Source organism: Stenotrophomonas sp. S49, assembly GCF_016624905.1.
In the GTDB taxonomy this organism is placed as follows: domain Bacteria; phylum Pseudomonadota; class Gammaproteobacteria; order Xanthomonadales; family Xanthomonadaceae; genus Stenotrophomonas.
The window spans coordinates 33,140-48,668 of record NZ_JACVUD010000025.1 but is presented as its reverse complement, the minus strand read 5'-3'; the positions used below and the strand labels follow the sequence as shown (position 1 = coordinate 48,668).

Genomic DNA, 15,529 nt, shown 5'->3' with positions numbered 1-15,529 from the left:
TGCCCATCCCGCCCCGAACCACCGCCGCCACCGACATCCGGCGCGCCATCGACGGCATCCCAGCGCCAGCGGATCCACAGCCACATCAGCAGCAGGAACACGCCGTACGCCAGCAGCACCGCCAGCGGGTAGCGCAGCAGCATCATGTCCACACCCGCCACGCGCAACGCATGCGCGGCCAGGAAGCCGGCCGCGCCGGTCAGCAGCACGATCACCGCCATCTGCTGGCGCGGCCAACCGTTGCGCTGCAGCTGCCGGCGCGCGCTCAGCACTTCACCGCGGCGGGTGATGGGCAGCTTCAACGCACGTGCGTTGAATCGGCCGTGCTTGGTCAAGGCGTTGCTCCCTTGTAGACGGCCTCGATGCGATGACCATCCGGGTCGGCAACAAAGGTGGCGTAGTAATGGTCGCCATAATCGGTGCGCAGCCCGGGGGCACCGTTGTCACGCCCGCCCGTGGCCAGCGCCGCTGCATGGAATGCATCCACGGCCTCGCGCGATGGTGCGGCAAACGCAAGATGGAAGCCCGGCCCGGGCGCCAGCGCATCGTCACGCTGTTTCAGGCACAGGATGTCTTCACCATCGATCAGGCCGTAGCCGATCGCCTCGTCGTCGTCGAACACGCGACGGAAGCCGAGCGCCGCCAGTGCGGCATCGTAGAAACGCGCGGCGGCATCCAGATCAAGGACACCCAGAGAGAGATGGTGCAGCATGCGGACATCCTTGCCGGGCACGCGGTGGTGGTGATGGCCGATTCTAACCGCGAAACATGTGGCTGCGGCATGGCGCTGGCGCCGCGGGGCCGCTATCGTGGCCGCCCGGACACAGGACGTTGCACGGCATGCAGGCCCGCCAGTTCACCCGCCCCCTCGCCTTCATTCTCTTCGTGCCGATGATCGGCCTCGCCGGCTGGGGATCGTGGGCAGCCACCTACTGTTTCAGCGACGGCTGCCTGGGGGTCATCCTGCTCTGGATGGCGGCATTGGCTGCCCTTGTCGTACAAGCCCTGCTGGTGCTGCCGCTGCATGCCTGGGCGCTGAAACGGCAAGGCCTGCCGGCCTCGGTCAGCTACCTGTACTGGCTGGCGGCATCGATCGTTTCGGTGGTAGTTCCGGTACTGCTCGGCTGGCTGTACATGCTGTTCAAGTAGCGCCCTGTTCAACCCGCCGACGGCTCAGCCTGCGCGCGCCGCCTTCAGCAGGTGCTCTGTCACCTGATCGAACGGGGCGATGTCCTGCAGCGCGCGGCTCATCGCCACCGCACCTTCCACGCTGGCGATGACCAGGCTGGCCAAGCCGGCAGCCTGTTCCGGCGCATGACCGTCGCCGACGAAGGCCTGGGCAAGATGGCCTTGCCAGCGCGCGAACACCTCGGCCGCCGCTGCGCGGGGTTGGCTGGAAACCGCCTCTACGGGCTCTTCAACCGCTGCGGCCAGCACCGGGCAGCCAGCGCGGAACTGCGAGCGCAGCAGGCGCTCGCGCCACATGGCCAGGAATCGCTCCAGGCCAGGTACGGCGCCGTCACGCAGCAATTCCAGCAGCAGCGCCTCCACCCTGTCGCCCGCCATGGTGGTGGCTTTGGCCAGCAGTTCCTGCTTGCCGCCCGGGAAATGGTGATAGGTCGACCCCAGCGGCGCATCGGCCAGCTTGGTCACCTCACGGATGCTGGTGGCATTGAGCCCCACCCGCGCCAGCATCTGGGCCGCCGCGTCGATCACACGCTGGGGGGCATCGCTCGCGCGTGGGCTCATGCTGCGCTCCTTGCTAGGACAGTCGTCATAGATTAGCGTAACGCCCGTTCTATAACAGTCGTCATAGCCATGAATCTCTGGTTCCGCCTGCTCCACCTGCTGCTGTGCAGCCTGTTCCGCCCGCGCCTGGACGCCCCGTTCGGGGTGTCACGCCTGCAGTTCCGCGTGCTGCCCAACGATCTGGACAGCAACCTGCACATGACCAATGGCCGCTACTGGAACATCTTCGATCTGGGCCGGCTGGACCTGATCCTGCGCATGGGCCTGGGCAAGGTGGCGCTGCGTGAGAAATGGGCCCCCATCGTCGGTGCCGGCACCATCCAGTTTCGCCGCGAACTGCGGCCATTCCAGCGCTACACGTTGGAAACACGACTGGCCGGCTGGGTCGGCACGCGGGTGATCATGGAACAGCGCGTGCTGATCGGGCCGGAGCAGAAGGTCGCCACCCGCGCGCTGCTGGTCACCGGCATCTACGACCGCCGCGCGCGCAGCTTCGTGGGCGTGGAGCGGATGATGGCGGCCATTGGCAGCGATACGCCGCCCTCGCCGGCCCTGAGTACGGCCGCCGAAGCACTGCTGGCCGCCGATGCGGCGCTTAAACGCGACGAAGGCTGAGCGGTAGCCTAGAGCGCCTTTCTGAGCACATCCTGCAGGCGGCGCTTGTGTGAATCGACCGCCTTCCAGTTCCAGTCGCACACCGGAGGGACTTCCAGCGCGCCGCGCTCGCGGGCCAGTGCGGCCCGCTCGGTCAGGGCCTGCACTCTCGCGCTGACGTTCGCATCGATGGCCATCGGCAGCAGGATCGAGATCAGTCCCCAGCCGGACACCGTGGCGCGCGCGGATTCACCGCGCCCCGTGCCGAAGGGCCGTGTACGCACGCTGCCCCCCATGTCCGCGTAGTGCACGCCGATCAGCAGCATGCCGCCAGATACCCACTGCAACGCCCTGCCGTGCTCGCACAGGTCCTCGGCGGAATCGTAGCGGCGCGGCTGCTCGCCGGCGCTTGAATAGAGTTCAGTGACCAGCACCGGGCTGCGCTTGAACACGGCGCGCGCCACGGTCTCGATGACCTTGTTGGAGACTGCCGCCATCGTCAGCGCATGCACTCAGGGGGTGGCACGCGCTGTGGTTGCCAGCGCACGCTTGATGGCGCGCTCGGCCAGTGGGGCCATCACGGCATAGCCCTGTGCGGTGGGGTGCACGCCATCGGCCGCCAATGCCGGATCCAGTCCACCCGCTGCATTGGCCATGGCCGAGTAATAGTCCAGATACACCAGCCCCTGCGCGTCGGCGTACTGCTTGAGCGCGGCGTTCACAGCGCGCACCTTGGTTGCAGGCGCGATGCCGGGCATCCAGGGATACTCGCTCACCGGCAGCACCGAGGACAGCACCACGGCAATGCCGTGAGCACGCGCCAGGTCCACCATCGCATGCAGGTTGTCCTCGATCATCGCCTGCGTGCTGGGCCCGGTATTGCCCGCAATATCGTTGGTTCCGGCGAGGATGACCACCACATCCGGCTGCAGCGCAATGACATCCTGGCTGAAGCGCAGCACCATCTGCGGCGTGGTCTGGCCGCTGATGCCCCGGTTGAGATAGCCCTTTCCGGGGAAGAACGCCGCAGGATCCTTTTCGCCCCAGCCCTGGGTTATGGAATCGCCGAAGAACAGCACGCGCGGCACGCCGGCCTGCTTGGCGGGCAGGCGCGCGTTGGCTTCACGGTAGCGGCCCAGATCGGGCCAGTCGGCAAGGCGCTGCTGCATGAAGCGCACCTCATCCGGGCCGACCTGGTCCACGGGCTTCACCAGCAATGGGTTGATCGCCACGGGTGGCTGCGCCTGTGCGCAGGTGGCGCTCATTGCGAGGACCACTGCGGAGGCGCAGCAGCGCGCGCGTAGAAACTGGATCATGGTTGTTCCCGGAGGCTCCGGCTGCCGATTGCCTGTTGCACGGTGAGGCTAGCACGGTTGGGTAGCGCGTCATCCACGCACGGCGTGGATCAGCGGGGGCCGTGCGAAGGCGGGACGTCCTGCGCGCCCCACTGCTCGTTCTTGGTGCTACCCAGCTCGAAGTCCAAGGTGCCGCCGCGCTGCACGAAGCTGGACGGCAGCCAGCTTGCGTTGCTGGCCCTGCCGTTCACCCGCAGCGACTGCACGTAGGGCGCATCCATCGCTGCGCCGCGCGCACGCACCACGATCTTCGCGCCCGGGCGGGTGATCACCACTTCGGTGAACAGCGGGCTGCCGATCACCAGGTCCGCGCGACCCGGGTACACCGGGTACAGGCCCAGCGCCGACCACACGTACCACGACGACATCTGGCCAAGGTCATCGTTGCCGGGCATGCCCTCGGGGGTGTTGGTCCAGATCTGGCGCATCGCTTGCTGCACGGTTTCCTGGGTCTTCCACGGCTGGCCGAGGAAGTTGTACAGCCACGGCGCGGCGATGGACGGTTCGTTGTCCAGTTCGGCGTGCAGCGGGCCGGACTTGGTCACCGCCCATGTACCGTCGGGCTTGCGGAAGAACGCATCGAGCCGCGCGATGCTGGCTTCGCGGCCCCCCAATGCTGCGAACAGGCCGGCGGGATCGAACGGCACCATCCACAGGTACTGCGCACCGCTGCCTTCGACAAAACCTTCGTCGGCGGCCGGGTCGAACGCCGGCCAGCTGCCATCTGCATTGCGCGGCTGGATGTAGCCCTGCTGCGCGGTGGCCTTCGGGTTGTACAGATTGCGCCACCAACCGGAGCGCTCACGGAACTGGCGCGCCCCCTGCACATCGCCGGCCGCCTGCGCTAGTTCGGACAGGCCGAAATCGGCGCTGACCATTTCCAGCGTATCGGCCGCACTCCCCCACCCCGGCGCCCCTTCGGGCATGTAGTTCAGCGCCAGCCACTGGTCCAGGCCCGGGCGCTGGCCCACGCACAGCACCGGGCAACCACGCGTGTCGAGATCGCGCGCGGTCGGAACGGTCGCGGCCTTTTTAAGCGACGCGTAGGCGCGCTGCAGATCAAAGCTGCGCCCGCCGAACGCATGGATGGCCGCCACCGACGGCGGCGATGGATCACCGTTCATCACACCAGTGGCGCCGGTGATGTGGGTCCAGCGATCCCACACCCCGCCGTTCTGGTCGGCCTGGTTGAGCAGGGACTGCGCCACGTCCGAGCCTACCTGCGGCTGCAGCAGGGTCAGCAGCTGCAGCTGCGAGCGATAGACATCCCAGCCCGAGTAATTGGCGTACTGCGCCTGCTGCCGCTTGGCCAGCGCATGCACCCTGCCGTCCATGCCGCGGTAACGCCCGTCGGCATCGCTGTGCAGGTTGGGCGCCAGCATGGCGTGGTACAGCGCGGTGTAGAACACGGTCCGCTCATCGGGCGTGCCACCCTGCACCCGCACCTGGCCCAGCAGGTCATTCCACTTCGCTCGAGTGGCGGCCTGGGTAGCGGCCACGGTGGTGCCCTGCGGACTCTCGCGGCGCAGGTTGGCCCGCGCGCCGGCTTCATCCACGTAGGAAATGCCGATGCGTGCGGTCACCACCGGCGTGCGCGTGGCATCGAAACTGATCCAGCCACCCGCGCCCTTGCCGGCCGGTGGGTGGCCCTTGCTGCCATAGGTGGTGCCGCCGCCACCCTCGTGTGCGCCGGCCTGCACGGTGTCATCGCGCCAGGTGCCCCCCACCTCGAAGGGCTGGTCGAACTCGGCCACGAAATGCAGGGTGTAGTAACTCTCGCGGCGGTCTTCGGCCAGATAGCCGCAGAAGTTGCCGCTGGTGACCGAACCGCGCACGGTGCGCGTGGCCGGGTCGATGATGACGGTTGAATCGCTGCTGCCCACTTCGCTGTCGGAGGTGCGGAACAGCAGGTTGGCCGGCTTGTCGGCCGGGAACTGGAACTGGCCGACCGCGGTGCGCGCCGTGGCCGCCAGGCTGACCGCCACCCCGTTGTCCAGGGTGAGTGTGTAGGCGCCGGGGCTGGCCGATTCCTTGCGGTGGTCCAGCAGGCTGGTGTAACGCATGCCGGCATCGGCTGACGACGGCGACAGCTCTACCGGCAGCGTGACCGGCATCAGCGGAATATCGCCGCTGGCACCGGTACAGCCGGTTCCGTTGACGTGGGTCAGGCTGAAACCGCGCACGCCGTTGCTGCGCCACTCGTAGCCACCGGGGGCGGCGATGGGAAACCGCTTGCCCGGCAGCGCGGTCATTTCCGGGCTGAAGGCCACCATGCCGAAGGGCACCGTGGGCCCTGGGTAGACGTTGCCGGCGTTGGTGGTGCCGATGAAAGGGTTGACCTCGGCGGCCAGGTCGTGCGCGGGCGCCCTGGCGGCCAGCAGCGGCAGCGGGCACAGGGTCAGCACACCCGTAGCAACGGCCAGCAACGAACGTGACATCGACAACTCCGGTGGAAGGAGGCACGCACGTGCCTTGAACCACCGAGGGTAGTACGCGCCGAAGCGCCCTGCGACGGGCCGTAGGTCATGGTTGGCGGTACCCGGTCACGATCGCGGCCATCGGCCGCGCGCCGATCAGTACAACGTGCCCAGCTTGAACAACGGCAGGTAGGCGGCAAACAGGGCGAGCGGAGTTGCCAGCATCACCGCCACGCTGCCGATCAGCGCCGACAGCCGCGCCCGTCCTGCCAGCCAGGCGGCAACCACCAGCGCTGGACCCAGCCAGGCCAGCCCGTAACTGCTGGCAAACAGTTGGGTAATCAGCGGCAGCGGCTGGCCCGCTTCGGCAAACCGCTCAACGAACTGCGGGATCGCAAACCGGCCCAGCGCGGTGCAGCCCACGGCGGCGGTGCCGCTGGACAACAGGCCGATCAGCAGCCATCCCCATCCTGAGATTTTCCGCACAGCCTTTCTCATGAGCATTCGTGGTGAGCAGGGCAGTCGAGCATGGCTCGACTCTACAAGAAGGGCCGCCCTGGGGCGGCCCTGTTTACGGCAGTCGAGCATGGCTCGACTCTACAAAGGCAGTCGAGCAAGCTCGACTCTACCGGGCGTTTTTCACGTAGGTGTCGAACCAGTTCAGCATTTCCGAGACCAGCTGTTCGTTGGATTCGAGCGCGGTGTACCAGTGCGGCTCATTGGGCAGCATCACCAGGCGGGTGGTACCGCCATTGCCACGGATCGCCTGGTACAGCTTGCGCGACTGGAACGGTTCGGTGCCCGGGTTGGCATCGTCCTCGCCGTGTACCAGCAGCAGCGGCAGCTTGATCTTGTCGGCGTAGAAGAACGGCGAGGCCTTCAGGTATACGTCCTGCGCCTGCCACACCGAGCGACGCTCGTTCTGGAAGCCGAACGGGGTAAAGGTCTTGTTGTACGAACCGCTGGTGGCTACGCCGGCCTTGAACAGGTTGGTGTGGGCGATCAGGTTGGCCGTCATCAGACCGCCGTGGCTGTGGCCGGTCACACCGATACGGTTGCGGTCGACCACGCCCATGTCCACGGCCTTGTCCACCGCCGCCTTGGCGTCGGCTTCCAGCTGCTCCAGGTAGGTGTCATAGGCGGTCTTGGGATCGCCGACGATCGGGAACGAGGCGTTGTCGATGATCGCGTAACCGGCCAGCAGCATCAGCCGGTATGGCTGCAGGCGGGTGAAGGTCTGCTGCGAACCGGACACCTGGCCGGCCTGCGCGGCATTGGCGAAGTCAGCCGGGTAGGCATACAGGATGGCCGGCACGCGCTGGCCTTCCTTGTAGCCCGGCGGGGTGTACAGGGTGAAGGACAGATCCACGCCATCGGCGCGCTTGTAGGTCACCAGCTGCTTCTTGATCTGCCGCACTTCCGGGGTCGGGTCGGTCAGCGTGGTCAGTGCGGTAGCAGTGGAGGCGAACTGCGCCTCGCCTTCTTTCGCAGCGGCCACGGCTTCGCCCTGCTGGCGCACGAAGGCATTCGGCGGGTCCATCACCGACTGGTGCCAGGTCAGGTAGCGGCCGGGCGTGTTGCTGAAACCAAGGAACTGCTCGTAGGCATCGGCATCGCTGCGGAACAGGCGCTCGCTCTTCAGCGAGCCCAGGTCCAGCCGGTCCAGGAACGGGCGGTCACCCTGCGGCGAAGCACCCTGCCCGCGCAGGAACACGAAATTGCCGTCCTGGCGCACCACGGCTGCCCCGTTGGGCAGACGCTTGAACACCAGGTTGCCCGGATCGCCGTACAGCTCATCGCTGGACATGTCCCACAGCAGGCGACCGGCCTTCTTCGGCTGGTCGACATCGACGATGCGGGTCTGCACCCAGTGCCGGTTCTCGTCATTCTCGAACAGGAACGACACGGCCGGGTCGGCCGACCAGGCCAGGCCTTCGAACCGCTGCGCGGTGCGCGCGATCTCCACCGGCTTGCCGTTGAAGGGCGCCTTCAGCATCAGCACGCGGTCGCGGTGCGGCACGGTCACCTTCCAGTCGCCCTTGTCCAGCGCTTCGGCATAGACCAGGGTGGCCGGATCGGTGGAGCGCCAGTCGAAACCACGCGGACCTTCCGGCACGCCGTGCACCGGCACGCGGTCGGCCAGCGGCAGGCTGGCGATGGCGGTGGTCTTGCCACTGGTGATGTCCAGCACCGCCACATCGTTGGCGAAGCGCTGGTAGGTGACCGCATGCGAGAACGGCGGCTTGATCGATTCGGTCAGCACGTGCACGCCATCGGGCGCGGCGCTGACGTCGTTGAAGATGGCGGCGCTGCCCACCGGGCGCACCTGGCCGCTGGCGGTGTCGACCACGGCCAGCTGCGAAGCCCCGTAGTACGCGAACAGCTTTTCATCGTGCACGCTGGTGAGCGTATCGCGGGCTTCGTAGGTGCTGCTTTCGCCACTGCTGCCCAGCGATTCCTGTGCATCCGGACCGGTCGGCACGCCGCCGTTGGACGGCGCGGCGCCCTGGTTGGCCGGCACCAGCTTCACCAGCAGGTTGTTGCTGCCGCCCAGCCACTGCACGGTGCTGCCGAAGATCGGGTTCAGCTGCACGCCCGGCACCTGCTTGACCTGGCCGGTGGCGGCGTCGCCCACCCACAACTGCACGCTGTCAGTCACCGCATTCTGGAACGCGAAATGGCGGCCATCGGCCGACCACTGCGCGCCACCGGCGCAGCCCTGCGGCAGCGTCACCGGGGTGGTCTTGCCGCTGGCAATCTCGACCACGCTGAAGTCGGCCACGCAGGCCGGAATGCCGTAACCACCGGGAGTGTCATGGCGGCTGCGGTTCTTCGGCTCCAGACGCACGCCGGCCAGCTTCAGGTAGGGCTGAGCCACGCGGGCGATGGACGGATAGGTCTGTGCGGTGGTCAGCAACAGGCGCTGGCCGCTGGGGTCCACGCTGGGAACCGGCGGCGGCGGTGCCTTCAGCACCTTGAGCAGTTGTTCTGGCGGCTTTGCGTAGTCGGCAAGTGCCGGGCCGGCGGCCAGCAGGCCAAAGTAAGCAACGGCGATGGCCGCTGCCAGTGACGTACGACGAATGAGCATCCTCAACCCCTGGGTTCGATCCGGTGCCCGTGCTATGGGCATGCACCGAATCTATCACCCCTGCCCTGCCCGTCCATGGGCCGGAAGCAATGCACGCCGGGCATGGCCCGTCGCTACCACGGGCGTTGGCAACCTCCGGTAGCGCCGGGCCCTGCCCGGCGAACAAAGGACAGGGCTCACTGCTGGGCGTGCAGATCCCACGTGGTCAGGTAATCGGGGTCCACCACGATGGCGCCCCCGGTGCGCAGCTGGTACTCACCCGGCTCGGCCGGCCGGTACTGGTCCAGCATCGGCGGCAGATAATGCTCGTGGCCATCGTCCTCGTCGGCCAGCACCACGCCTTCTTCGGCGCTGATGCGCAGCACGGTGCCTGAATACTGCTGCTGATCGCGCATCTGGCCATCCCCGCCATAACGGGTGATGCCAACCAGAACCACCTTGCCGATCATCTGCCGCGCCTTGGCGTTGTCCAGTGGCGGCAGCATGGGAATGGATTCGTCGCTCATCGGTGCACCTCCAAAGCCTGCAAGTACATCGTGGAAACGCTTGAAGGATGGCAGCTTGCGTACACCACGGCCATCCTGGCCGGTTCAGTCTCCCCACAGCTGGATGCTGCCATTGGCTGCGGCAGGGAGAAGTGAAGATCGGGTCTCAGTTCTGAACGGCCGCAGTGTTCCGCACCGGCTGTTGCGCTTAACCTGTGTTTCACCGGGCTGCCCCTACGGTCAGCCTTCATCACGCAAGGAACGCGCACGCCCAGGCACGCATTCATGCGATCGTGGACCCTCCTGCTTTCGGCAGCCACGCTCAGTGCCAGCGGTTACACCACAGATCGCACGCCGACTGACCAGCATCCCGGCAGCAGGCTGGAAATCGGCGTGGACAGCCTGCCTGATGCACCACTGGACGCCGAACAGTTGCTGTTGCGCCTGATGGATCTCATCCAGACCGCAACCACCGCAAGCGACCTGACCATCGAGCGCGTATCCGCCGCATTGCATGAGCCCGCCCTTACCTTCGGACCGGGTCACTTCGGCTACGGTCGCGCGCTCACCCCCGAGTGGAGCTATGGCCTGGAAGTGAAACAGGCTGGCACGCCAGACGCGCGACTGGATCTGAACTTCATCGACACCCGTCCGCAGCGAAGCTCGCCGGCCACGGCCATCTGCCAGGTGGACTTCAACCGATTTGCCTCTGCGCTTTATGCTGCCGGCTTTAACCAAGAGACGGTGCGCGGCGAGCACGGCCGGACCATCTACCACCGATTTGAGCGGGCGCAGCTGAGCATCAAGGTGGACACTGTCCCAGAAAACTCCGCAGCCAATGGCCAGACAATGCACGACTGCGTTCGTCTGGTGAGCGTGCAATAGGGTGCGGGCGGCAGGCCCACTGCGGGCGCCGCGGAAAGGCACGCCGGAAGAACATCCGGCGCCCCCTCCACACGCCACGCTAGAATGCGCGCATGCGCACCGTCCATGCCCTCCGTTACATCACCCCACTCCGCGAAGGGGGTTCCCTGCCCGCCGTGGTCGAAACCGACGACGACGGCATGGCCGTGCTCAAGTTCCGCGGCGCCGGCCAGGGGCCCAAGGCCCTGATTGCTGAGCTGATCGCCGGCGAGATGGCCCGCAGCGTGGGCCTGCCGATTCCGGAAATCCTGTTTGTGGAGCTGGACAGCGAATTCGCCCGCACCGAACCGGACCCGGAGATCCAGGACCTGATCCGCGCCAGCGAGGGCCTGAACCTGGGCCTGGACTACCTGCCCGGCGCGATCAACTACGACCCGGCGGCCATGCCGGTCGATGCGGACCTGGCCTCGCGCATCGTCTGGTTCGATGCCTTCACCAGCAATGTGGACCGCACCACGCGCAACCCCAACCTGATGGTCTGGCACCGCAAGCTGTACCTGATCGACCACGGTGCGGCGATGTACTTCCACCACGACTGGGACAACGCCGCCGATGCCTGCGAGAAGCCGTTCGCGCTGATCCGCGACCATGTGCTGCTGTCCTTCGCCAGCCGCATCGCCGAGGTGGACGCCGAACTGGCCGCGCGCCTTCCCGATGCGGAGATCGAACGCATCGTCGGTCTGGTACCGGATAGCTGGCTGGTAAACGAGCCCGCCTTCGACAGCCCGCAGGCCTACCGCCAGGGCTATATCAACTATCTCAAGCACCGCCTGAAGGTACGTGCCGTGTTCGTGCAGGAGGCCATCCGTGCCAACGCTGCACACGTATGACTATGCGGTCATCCGCGTGGTACCGCGGGTGGAGCGCGAAGAATTCATCAACGTCGGGGTGATCGTCTCCTGCCCCGGCGCTCGCCATCTGGAAGCGGCCATCGAGATCGACCCGGCGCGCATGCACGCGTTCGCGCCCGCACTCGACCAGGACGCGCTGCAGCCCTGGCTGGATGCAATCGTGGCGATCTGCCGCGGCGACGCCAACGCGGGCCCGATCGCGCAGCTGCCCGCGCGCGCGCGTTTCCATTTTCTCACCGCCAAGCGCAGCTCCATCGTGCAGATGTCCAGCACGCACGTGGGCCGCAGCGCCGATCCGGCCGGCGTGGTGGAGCACCTGATGAACAGGATGGTGCGGGTGCCGCAGCGCTGAGCGTGCGAACGGGCGCCGCGCGTGAACGCGCCCGACACACCTGCGCGGTACAGTGAACCGGCTCTGCGAGACACCCGCCCGCCTTCCGCACAGGAGACTGACGTGACCTCACGACGCCGCTTCCTTTCCCTGGCCGCCGCTGCGGCCGCACTCTCGGCCACCGCACCGCTGTTCGCGCAATCGCCTGCGCCGGGCAGCGTGCTGCCGACCCGCGGCACCCCGCGCCCCGGGGCCACGTTGGCCCGCAACCCGCCGCAGGCAGGTGGTCGCTATCGCCCGCAGACCCGCCTGGGACTGGGCGGGGCACCGCTGGGCGGCAGTCTGGCGCCCACCACCGATGCGGCCGCACAGGCCACCATGGCCGCCGCGTGGGCGGCGGGCATCCGCACGTTCGACACATCGCCGTGGTACGGATTGGGCCTGAGCGAACGACGCATGGGCCGCGAGCTGCACACCCATGTGCCGGACCAGTACACCCTGTCCAGCAAGACCGGCCGCCTGCTGACCGGCACCGCTGGACCGCTGCAGAAAACCAACTGGCACGACCCGGCACCGTTCCGCTACGCCTACGACTATTCCGCGGCCGGCACCCGACGTTCGGTGGAAGACAGCCTGAACCGGCTGGGCGTGGCGCAGCTGGATATCGTGCTGATCCATGATCTTTCGCCCGAGAACACCGACCTGGGCATGCCCTGGGAACAACGCTTCGCCGAGGCCCTGAAGGGCGCCATGCCCGAGCTGACGCGCATGCGCGAGGAAGGGCTGATCAAGGCCTGGGGCTTCGGGGTGAATCGGCCGCAGCCCGCCCTGCGCGCGGTGGCTGAAGCCGATCCGGACATCATGCTGCTGGCCTGCCAGTACTCGCTGCTGGACCACGAAGCCACCCTGCACGACACCTTCCCGAAGCTGGCCGAGAAAGGCGTGTCGGTGATGGTCGGTTCACCCCTGCTGGCCGGCTATCTGACCGGCCGCGAGCGCTACCTGTACGGCAGCCCGATTCCCGACTGGGCACCGGCAAAGCGTGCGCGCATGGCCGCCATCTGCGAACGCCACGGCATCGACTTGCGCACTGCGGCCCTGCAGTTTGCCGATGCGCCCGAGGTGGTTTCCTCGATCATTCCCGGTGCGCGCAGCGCCGAACAGGTGCAGGCGAACGTGGCCTCGATGGCCATCGCCATTCCCGCCGATTTCTGGGCCGAGCTGAAGCAGGAAAAACTGATTGCCGCCGATGCGCCGGTGCCCGGCAAGCGTTGATCAAAGCGGCAGGCGCCGGGCGATGTAATTGACCACATTGCCCACCGCGTCCGGATCGACGTTGGCCAGTCCGATCACCACGTAACCCTGCTCGGGCAGCACCACGATGGCACTGTTCGACCCGGGTGCGCCGCCCTCGTGCCCGTACTGGCGCTGGCGGCCTTGCCCCTGCACCACGAAGCCGTAGCCATACCAGCTCTTGTGGTTCTGTGCGCGCGTGGCCTGCTGCAACAATGCAGGTGCAAGCAGGGTGCCGTTGCGCAGCGCCTCGCAAAACTTCAGCATGTCGCCGGTGGTGCTGTAGCCGCCGCCGGCGGACATGCCACGCCAGGGCAGCGTCTTCGTCTCGCGCGCCCACTGCCCATCCACCCGGGTGTAGGCGACCGCACGCTTTGGAACGTCCACCGCTTCCGGCTCGAAGCCGGTGCCGGTCATGCCTGCCGGACGCAGGATGTGCGCATCCACATAGTCGTAGTACGACTGGCCGGACACCGCCTCGATGAGGCGCCCGAGCACGATGAACCCGTAGTTCGAGTAGCTGTCCTGGCTGCCCGGGGTGAAATGCGGTGCGTCCTTGGCGAAACGCTGCACGTAGTCGTCCAGCGTCTTCAGTGAGGCCGAGTACTGATCGAAATCATCCGCGAAGAAGTCGCCCAGGCCGCTGGTGTGGTTCAGCAGCTGCCGCACGCTCACCGTTCCGGCAACGGATGTGTTCGGATAGTCCGGCAGGTGTTTGCCAATCGTATCATCCAGGCCAAGCTTGCCGGCCTGCACCAGCTGCAGGATGGCCACCGCGGTGAACATCTTGTTGGACGAGGCCAGCCGGAAGCGGGTCTGCGCCGCCACCGGTGTCTTCGCGGCACGGTCGGCCAGCCCACCCGTCCATTCCAACAGCACGCGCCCGTTCTGCGCGACCAGTACGCTGCCCGACAGCGCATCCTGGGCCGCCAGCGCATCCAGCTTCGCACGCGCATCGGCCATCAACTGCGGCAGCGGAACGCGGGCCGGCTGGTACTGTTCCGGCGTAGGCGTACCTTCCAGCTGGAACTGTTTCAACTGCGCCGGACGGGCCGGATCCATCTGTGCGTGCACCAGCAGCGCGCGCTCGCTGCGCTCGCCCAGCACCAGCAGGGTGGTCTGCATCGGCGTGCTCTGCCGTACCTCCAACAGCTTCAACGGCCCGGTGGAGTCGCGGAATTCCAGATAGTCCTGTGGCGTGCTGCCTTCGGTCTTGGCATAGCGCTGGGCAAAGGACTGCAGCTGCTGCAGGCTGCCGGCATTGAACGCGGCCAGCCAGTCATCGGCGGCTGTGCGGGCATCGGGCGCAGGTGGCGCCGCGTTGGCGGTAACCAGGGCCAGAAGCAGTGGAGCCCACAGCACCCGCTGCAGCAGGCGGGCGGGACGACAGCGCACAGCCATGGCGATTCCTTCGCGAACGGAGCGTCAGCGCATCCTAGCCTATCGCGCTGCCTGGCCGAGCCATGCTCTGCGGACTGAAGCGCGCCAGACAGAAATCCAGGAAACTGCGCAGCTTGGGGGTCAACTGTCGATCACGCGGGTACACCAGGCTCACCCACGGCGACACCGGTACGTAATCGGGCAGCACCTCCACCAGTGCACCGCGCGCCAACGCCGGGGCCAGCATTTCATAGGGCTGCAGGACCAGCCCCAGACCGCCCAGCGCGGCGGTCAACAGCGGTTCTGCCTGATTGACCAGCAGGCGGCTGGACACTGCTACGGTCAGCACGTTGTCGTCGGCGCCGCGGAAGCTCCAGCGTGTGCGCATGACCGAATGGGCAAAGCCCAGGCACTCATGCCGGCTCAGATCGCTCGGATGGACGATGGCGGGGCGCGAGGCGAGGTAATCGGGGGCTGCACACAGCACCAGCGGATACGGCCCCAGTCTGCGCGCCACCAACCCGCTATCGACCAGGTCACCGGTACGGAACACCAGGTCATAGCCCTCGTCGACGATGTCCACCAGGCTGTTGGACAGGTTCAGGTCCACCTGCACGTCCGGGTACTGCTGCATGTAGGCCACCACTGCTGGACCGAGCGCGTGCACGCCAAAGGTGACTGGCGCACTGATGCGCAGGCGTCCCATCGGCCGTCCGCGCGCCACCTCGGCCAACTGCTCGGCGCCCTCCACCTCCTCCAGGATGACCCGTGCTCGCGTCAGGTAGGCCTGGCCAAAGTCGGTCAGGCTCTGCTTGCGTGTGGTGCGATTGAGCAGGCGCACGCCCAGGTGCTGTTCCAGCGCCTGGATGTGCTTGCCCACCAGCTGAGGTGACAGGTCCAGCGCTTCGGCGGCTGCGGCGAAGGAGCCGGCCTCGGCCACCTTGTCGAAGGTTCGGAGGGGCGCGATAAGGTCCATTGCAAAAAATTGTTTTCCAATGAAACTCCAGATTACCCCTTCTCTGCCGACGCGACCACGCGCACAGTGGACACCCTTCCCTGGCG

16 protein-coding genes and 1 pseudogene are annotated in these 15,529 nt (G+C 67.0%); 6 read left to right on the top strand and 11 right to left on the bottom strand.

All coding sequences use genetic code 11. The features are described from left to right. Together IAE58_RS07875 and IAE58_RS07870 are read right to left on the bottom strand one after the other, a co-directional pair. Nucleotides 1-335 (bottom strand): annotated as a pseudogene (locus IAE58_RS07875) (hypothetical protein); the annotation flags it as partial. Continuing rightward, nucleotides 332-712, bottom strand: a complete 381-nt coding sequence (locus IAE58_RS07870; protein WP_199932507.1) for a VOC family protein — start codon at nucleotides 710-712, stop codon at nucleotides 332-334. The gene IAE58_RS07870 and the pseudogene IAE58_RS07875, both read right to left, overlap by 4 nt. Nucleotides 713-840: 128 nt before the next feature. Here IAE58_RS07870 and IAE58_RS07865 point away from each other — a divergent pair, with 128 nt between their 5' ends. Next, nucleotides 841-1,149 carry a hypothetical protein gene (locus tag IAE58_RS07865; RefSeq protein ID WP_199932506.1) on the top strand — a complete coding sequence of 103 codons (309 nt, stop codon included), beginning with the start codon at nucleotides 841-843 and terminating at the stop codon, nucleotides 1,147-1,149. A 24-nt stretch (nucleotides 1,150-1,173) separates the two neighbouring features. Here IAE58_RS07865 and IAE58_RS07860 read toward each other — a convergent pair whose 3' ends face one another. Then, entirely contained in the window at nucleotides 1,174-1,749 is a 576-nt protein-coding gene (locus tag IAE58_RS07860; RefSeq protein WP_199932505.1) for a TetR/AcrR family transcriptional regulator, read from the bottom strand. Nucleotides 1,750-1,818: 69 nt separating this feature from the next. Here IAE58_RS07860 and IAE58_RS07855 point away from each other — a divergent pair, with 69 nt between their 5' ends. Beyond that, nucleotides 1,819-2,364: a thioesterase family protein gene (locus IAE58_RS07855; RefSeq protein ID WP_199932504.1), complete on the top strand. Its 546-nt coding sequence runs from the start codon at nucleotides 1,819-1,821 to the stop codon at nucleotides 2,362-2,364. 8 nt (nucleotides 2,365-2,372) lie between these two features. On the opposite strand, the gene IAE58_RS07850 is transcribed toward IAE58_RS07855, so the two are convergent. The 6 genes from IAE58_RS07850 to IAE58_RS07825 all read right to left on the bottom strand — a co-directional run bounded on the left by IAE58_RS07850 (nucleotide 2,373) and on the right by IAE58_RS07825 (nucleotide 9,709). Continuing rightward, on the bottom strand, nucleotides 2,373-2,840 hold the full coding sequence (locus IAE58_RS07850; RefSeq protein ID WP_199932503.1) for a hypothetical protein: 468 nt from the start codon (nucleotides 2,838-2,840) through the stop codon (nucleotides 2,373-2,375). Between the two features lie 15 nt (nucleotides 2,841-2,855). Continuing rightward, nucleotides 2,856-3,608, bottom strand: a complete 753-nt coding sequence (locus IAE58_RS07845) for an SGNH/GDSL hydrolase family protein (RefSeq protein WP_233614558.1) — start codon at nucleotides 3,606-3,608, stop codon at nucleotides 2,856-2,858. A gap of 140 nt (nucleotides 3,609-3,748) precedes the next feature. Then, on the bottom strand, nucleotides 3,749-6,136 hold the full coding sequence (locus IAE58_RS07840) for a GH92 family glycosyl hydrolase (RefSeq protein WP_199932501.1): 2,388 nt from the start codon (nucleotides 6,134-6,136) through the stop codon (nucleotides 3,749-3,751). A 135-nt stretch (nucleotides 6,137-6,271) separates the two neighbouring features. Beyond that, a complete protein-coding gene (locus IAE58_RS07835) occupies nucleotides 6,272-6,601 on the bottom strand; it encodes a hypothetical protein (protein WP_199932500.1) in 330 nt (109 codons plus the stop codon). Between the two features lie 139 nt (nucleotides 6,602-6,740). Then, on the bottom strand, nucleotides 6,741-9,203 hold the full coding sequence (locus IAE58_RS07830) for a prolyl oligopeptidase family serine peptidase (protein WP_199932499.1): 2,463 nt from the start codon (nucleotides 9,201-9,203) through the stop codon (nucleotides 6,741-6,743). Nucleotides 9,204-9,379: 176 nt separating this feature from the next. Further along, a complete protein-coding gene (locus IAE58_RS07825; protein WP_108753511.1) occupies nucleotides 9,380-9,709 on the bottom strand; it encodes a hypothetical protein in 330 nt (109 codons plus the stop codon). Nucleotides 9,710-9,973: 264 nt separating this feature from the next. On the opposite strand from IAE58_RS07825, the gene IAE58_RS07820 reads away from it, so the two are divergent. The 4 genes from IAE58_RS07820 to IAE58_RS07805 all read left to right on the top strand — a co-directional run bounded on the left by IAE58_RS07820 (nucleotide 9,974) and on the right by IAE58_RS07805 (nucleotide 13,069). After that, nucleotides 9,974-10,573, top strand: a complete 600-nt coding sequence (locus IAE58_RS07820; RefSeq protein ID WP_199932498.1) for a hypothetical protein — start codon at nucleotides 9,974-9,976, stop codon at nucleotides 10,571-10,573. A 92-nt stretch (nucleotides 10,574-10,665) separates the two neighbouring features. Further along, entirely contained in the window at nucleotides 10,666-11,442 is a 777-nt protein-coding gene (locus tag IAE58_RS07815) for a HipA family kinase (RefSeq protein WP_199932497.1), read from the top strand. Then, complete coding sequence (locus IAE58_RS07810) at nucleotides 11,420-11,815, top strand: DUF3037 domain-containing protein (RefSeq protein ID WP_108753514.1); 396 nt, start codon at nucleotides 11,420-11,422, stop codon at nucleotides 11,813-11,815. Before IAE58_RS07815 ends, IAE58_RS07810 begins: the two co-directional genes overlap by 23 nt. A gap of 102 nt (nucleotides 11,816-11,917) precedes the next feature. Continuing rightward, a complete protein-coding gene (locus tag IAE58_RS07805) occupies nucleotides 11,918-13,069 on the top strand; it encodes an aldo/keto reductase (protein ID WP_199932496.1) in 1,152 nt (383 codons plus the stop codon). On the opposite strand, the gene IAE58_RS07800 is transcribed toward IAE58_RS07805, so the two are convergent. Together IAE58_RS07800 and IAE58_RS07795 are read right to left on the bottom strand one after the other, a co-directional pair. Next, entirely contained in the window at nucleotides 13,070-14,488 is a 1,419-nt protein-coding gene (locus tag IAE58_RS07800) for a serine hydrolase domain-containing protein (protein WP_199932495.1), read from the bottom strand. 34 nt (nucleotides 14,489-14,522) lie between these two features. Continuing rightward, nucleotides 14,523-15,443 carry a LysR substrate-binding domain-containing protein gene (locus IAE58_RS07795; protein WP_199932494.1) on the bottom strand — a complete coding sequence of 307 codons (921 nt, stop codon included), beginning with the start codon at nucleotides 15,441-15,443 and terminating at the stop codon, nucleotides 14,523-14,525. Between the last annotated feature and the right edge of the window lie 86 nt (nucleotides 15,444-15,529).